The organism is Atribacterota bacterium (assembly GCA_028703475.1).
Lineage (GTDB): Bacteria > Atribacterota > Phoenicimicrobiia > Phoenicimicrobiales > Stramentimicrobiaceae > JAQVMU01.
Genome location: JAQVMU010000017.1, coordinates 16,162 through 20,605, shown reverse-complemented (window position 1 = coordinate 20,605; position 4,444 = coordinate 16,162). Strand labels below are relative to the sequence as shown.

Sequence of the window (4,444 nt, the reverse complement as noted above, 5' to 3'; positions counted from 1 at the left end):
AAGAATAATTTTCTAATAAAGAATCCCTGGCTTTCAATATTTCCTGTAGACCGAAGGTATTAATATTCAGATATTCAGAAATTTCAGAAATTTGAGGAAAACGCCCGTATTTTTCCTGATACTCGATTACATAACTATCTATCCTGTGGTTTAAATTAACAAGCCAATCGGGGCGATCCACCTGTCGGTTTTTGTTTATAAGATATTGATGCATTTCTTCTGTAATAAGAAGCTGGGCAAATGTTTGAAAATCAATCTGGTGTACTTCTTTATCATAGAGATTTGCAGCGTTTAACAATCCAATATATCCAACTTCTTCCAAATTTTCTTTTGATTCGGATATATTGTTAAATTGTCCGGCTATCTTGCTAATCAAGTATTGGTATTTTTCAATAAGTCCTATTTGAGGATTTAATTTCTTTTCTTTGTTTAATTTAGTATTTTCCATTCTAAAAATACCCCTATTTGAAATTAATTATTTAGAAATAAAAAATAACTGGCAGCCTGGCAACCATAGCACTTATTAATATGCACCTTAGATCCATAACTTTGCGTCCTGTCTTTTCAAACAGTTTGCCTTTATCAGTTTTTTTTCGAATATTTATTTTTATTCCTATTTAATTTATTCCCTAAATAAGGTAATTTTAGACAAAAAAATTCATTAATATATACATTTTACATTTTTTGCCATTTCAAAAAATTACTTTTACTTATGTAATTGGTTCTAATTAGCCTGGACATAACTCTTTTTTTTATTTTTAACTCAACATGTAATATAAAATATTTGCTGTTATTTTTTATCTTTCCACTCTCTTAATACTCCCAGCACACTGTCAATATCATAAGCAGTATGATCAGCATTTATCTGAAAACGGATTTCTTCATCGCCTTTGGGAACAACCGGGTAATTTAACCCTGTTGCCAGAACACCATTATCAATAAGAAAATCAACCAGTTCCCTGGTTTTTTTAGTGTCTCTAACCATTAAAGGGACAATTGGGTGGTCACTCTCGATAATTTCATAATTCATTTCCTTTAGCCCTGTTTCAAATCTTTTTGTCATTCTTTTTAAATGTTCCAAAATCACTGAACCTTCTTCTCCTTCAAGTATTTCAAGCGAACAAAGTGCCTCAGCTGCCTCTGCTGGAGAAATAGGATTAGAGTAAATATAAAGGGGAGCATGTTCTCTCAAGTAAGTAATAACTGATTGACTGGATACTGCATATCCTCCATTCACACCAAACGCTTTCCCTAATGTCCCAACCAGGATATCTACACCATTGGCTCCAGTATATTCCTCTGTTCCTCTACCTGTCGCTCCAAAACATCCTACTCCATGCGAATCATCTACAACCAACACTACCCCTTCTGAAAAATGGTCATGGTACTTTTTTGTAATACTGGAAATGGCATTAAGAGGGGCATAATCACCGCGCATACTGAATATACCATCTGTTACAATTATTACTCTCTTTCCTTTTCCGATGCTTTTTTTAATTTGTTTTTCCAATTCATTTATGTCAAGATGGGGATATATTTCTTTTTCTGCCGGTCTTGATAATCTAAGTGCATTAATAATACAATTGTGATTTAACTCATCACTGATAATTACTGTTTCCGGAGAAATCAGAGAAGCCAGGACGCCAACCACAGTTGAATAGGCTGAAGAAAAAATTATTGCATCTTCTCTGTGATGAAATTCGGCTAATTTTTGTTCTAATTTACGATGTACCTGAAAGGTACCACTGATAAAGCGTACTGCACCAGGACCTGTTCCAAACTGCCTGGTTGCCTCGGTTCCCGGAGAATGCATATCTGAACGCAAAGACATTCCTAAATAAGAATTAGAATTCATTCTTATAAATGGCTTGCCTTCTTTCCCTTTTAAAAAATACCTGGGGCCACTTTCGCCTTTAGCTTTTTTAATATCAGTAATAATCATCTCCTTTCCCTTTAATCTACCTTCTTCCTGCAGCGTATTTAATTCTGCTTTTAGAGCTTTTTCCATTTTATCCAAACCCATTATAAAACCCTCCCCTTGAACAATTTTAATATTTTTCTTCTAAATTATTTTTTAATTTTCTCTTTTAATTGTTTAATCATATCTTCTGTCATTTTTGCCAAATCATATTCCGGCGACCAATCCCACTCATTACGGGCAGCACTGTCATCCATACTATCCGGCCAGGAATCAGCAATAGACTGCTTTAAAGGGTCTATCTCGTAATCAATTGTAAAATCCGGAATCCAATTCTTAATCTCTTCAACCAAATCTTTGGGACAAAAACTCATTGCAGTAACATTATAACCATTACGATGAATTAACCTGCTGCTATCTGTTTCCATTATTTGAATTGAAGCTTTGATGGCATCAGGCATATACATCATATCCAGATAAGTTTTTTCTTTTAGTGGACAGGTATAGTGTTTTTGTGAAATAGCTTCATAGAAAATCTCCACTGCATAGTCGGTAGTCCCTCCTCCAGGCAATGTTTCATAGGAAATAAGTCCCGGGAAGCGCACTCCTCGAACATCAAGTTCATATCTTTTAAAATAATAATCACAGAGCAACTCACCGGTCAATTTAGTTATACCATACATGGTAGAGGGTCGCTGAACAGTATCTTGAGGTGTATTGACTTTAGGAGTACTGGAACCAAATACCCCGATAGAACTGGGAAAAAAAACAGCACATTTATAAATGCGGGATATATTTAAAATATTAATCAGACCTTGTAAATTGACCTGCCAGGCTAAATCAGGCTTTTGTTCTGCTGTTGCAGATAGCAGGGCTGCCAGATGATAAATAGTATCTATTTTATATTTTTTTATGATATCAGTTATTCCCTGACTGTCAAGGCAATCGGCGATGACAAAAGGTCCTGAATCTCTTAGTATTGCAGATGGAGATTTACTATGTCCCCCTGCTATAACCCGGCTATCACCATATTTTTGGCGCAAGGCCATAGTTAACTCAGAACCAATTTGTCCGGTAGCGCCAATAACCAGTATATTTTTCATTTAAATTCCTCCTTTGTTTTTATTCTATTAAATAAAAAAAACGGATATCCCCTACTTGTAATTTTAAATAGGATACCCGTTATACAGGTTAATTTTTATTCTTTCTATAAAATGAATAGCATGCTCTTCCAGGATTGTTTTACATTTCTCTCCATCCCTGTTTTCCAGTACAATAATTAAATTTTCAATTTCTTTAGGAATCTGTAATGAATAACTTTCTCCCTCTTCAGCAAGGTACCACAATCGACCTAATCGATTTCTAAGCTTTTCCAGATTTTCAGCTAATACTGCATTCCCGGTAGATTTATTAAATAAATCATGGAATTCAGCATCTAACCGGATAATCTTTTTTCTGCTTTTTTCTGCTTTTAGTCTATCTGCCAGGATTTTCATCTCTTTAATCTCTTCAGGTTTAGCTCTCTTAACTGCCAGTTTAGCAGCCATTCCCAGCAAAAATAATCTTACCTCAAAAACATCTTTTAATTCCTGGAAATTTAAATCACTGACATAGATGATATTATTTGGTATTATTACTATCAGCTTCTCCTCTTCCAGACGGATAAGTGTTTCGCGAACCGGAATAGCACTCACACCAAATTCCTTAGAGAGGTTTTTAATGCTTAAAATCTGCTTTGGTTTATACTCATAAAAGACTATACGCCTTTTTAACTCATTATAAATATCATTAGTCTTCATAATAGTTACTCTTTAATATATTCAGAATATATTTTCAATATATTTTTATTATATAATTTAAAGAACCAGGTTTCAACATATATTTACAAATGAATATTAGTTTAATATTTTTTTATAATATTTAATACAGGATAAATAGAGTATTTCAAATACCAGCAAATATGAAAATGCACTGGATAAAAATTTAGATGAGGTTTACGACAAAATATTGAACTGGAATAATTATAATCATGGCAAATGTAGTAAATAACCAGCATGAGTTGACCATGTTTAACTCCATATCATAAACTGAGGGAGGAATAAGGGCATTTAAGGCAACGGGAGTTGAGGATAAAACTATTATAACTTTTAAAAGAAGGCCGCTATCAATTTCACCTAATCCGATTTTCCAGGCAATCAGACTTGTAATAAACGGGACAATGAGAAACTTAATTATAGATAGTACAGAACATTCTTTTAGATAGTATATTACTTTTGATATTCTTAGCTCTAAACCAATAGAAACTAATATTAGAAAATTTGCCATCGGGACAGTAAACGATATAATCTTCTCATAAAATAATGGTCTGGTATATTCAGAAAAATTAAGGAAAAGGCCTATCGTTAAACTGATTACCGGGACAAATACAAATGGATCAATTAATGTATTTACTATCTTGGCTATTAGATTTTCATTCTTCTGATAATGGTTGCTACAATATTTAGCAACAGGAAAACCAACTGCAAA

At 33.5% G+C, this 4,444-nt stretch carries 5 protein-coding genes and 1 riboswitch; all 5 genes read right to left on the bottom strand.

Annotation, left to right across the window (positions count from 1 at the left end):
* On the bottom strand, positions 1-448 hold a 448-nt coding region (locus PHQ99_03505; protein MDD4288644.1), incomplete at its 3' end, for a hypothetical protein.
* 47 nt (positions 449-495) lie between these two features.
* Positions 496-588: riboswitch (cyclic di-GMP riboswitch) on the bottom strand.
* 202 nt (positions 589-790) lie between these two features.
* A complete protein-coding gene (locus PHQ99_03500; protein MDD4288643.1) occupies positions 791-2,023 on the bottom strand; it encodes an aminotransferase class I/II-fold pyridoxal phosphate-dependent enzyme in 1,233 nt (410 codons plus the stop codon).
* Positions 2,024-2,067: 44 nt separating this feature from the next.
* The gene (locus PHQ99_03495) at positions 2,068-3,021 is read right to left on the bottom strand and encodes an NAD-dependent epimerase/dehydratase family protein (GenBank protein ID MDD4288642.1); all 954 of its coding nucleotides are present in this window, start codon (positions 3,019-3,021) and stop codon (positions 2,068-2,070) included.
* Between the two features lie 63 nt (positions 3,022-3,084).
* A complete protein-coding gene (locus PHQ99_03490) occupies positions 3,085-3,717 on the bottom strand; it encodes a GntR family transcriptional regulator (protein MDD4288641.1) in 633 nt (210 codons plus the stop codon).
* Positions 3,718-3,901: 184 nt separating this feature from the next.
* A partial coding sequence (locus PHQ99_03485; GenBank protein ID MDD4288640.1) for a hypothetical protein occupies positions 3,902-4,444 on the bottom strand: 543 nt, incomplete at its 5' end.